Raw genomic sequence first — 390 nt, 5'->3', positions numbered from 1 at the left:
AGTCCGGACCGACCAACGGTCCGGACTGGCCGGCCAGCGAGATGTACATGTTGATCTTGAGCGTTCGGCTGCGCGGAAAAGTCGACAGGATGACGACCTGGCCTAGTGTGCCCATCAAGGCGCCGCCGAAGCCTTGCAACGCACGCGCACCAACCAGCGTCCAGATGTTGTCGGACAGCCCGCAAAGCGCCGACGAGGCGGCGAACACCAGCAAGGCAAAGCAGTAGACGTTGCGCAGGCCGAAGCGGTCGGCGGCCCAGCCGCCAAGCGGCATCGAGATGATCAGGCTGGCGACATAGACGGTGATCAGCAGGCCGAGCTGGCTGGGCGGACGGCCGAGGCTTTCGCTGATGCCCGGCAGCGCGGTCACCACGACATTCTGGTCGAGGC

Annotated in this window: 1 protein-coding gene; it reads right to left on the bottom strand. The window is 65.4% G+C overall.

The window, feature by feature from the left end; all coding sequences use genetic code 11:
* The coding region (locus tag EN884_RS38385; protein ID WP_128361251.1) for an MFS transporter at positions 1-390 on the bottom strand (390 nt) is incomplete at both ends.

It is taken from the genome of Mesorhizobium sp. M7A.F.Ca.AU.001.01.1.1 (genome assembly GCF_004022735.1).
GTDB classification, from domain to species: Bacteria; Pseudomonadota; Alphaproteobacteria; order Rhizobiales; family Rhizobiaceae; genus Mesorhizobium; species Mesorhizobium ciceri.
The sequence above is the reverse complement of the archived record's forward strand: the minus strand, read 5'-3'. Positions and strand labels throughout refer to the sequence as shown.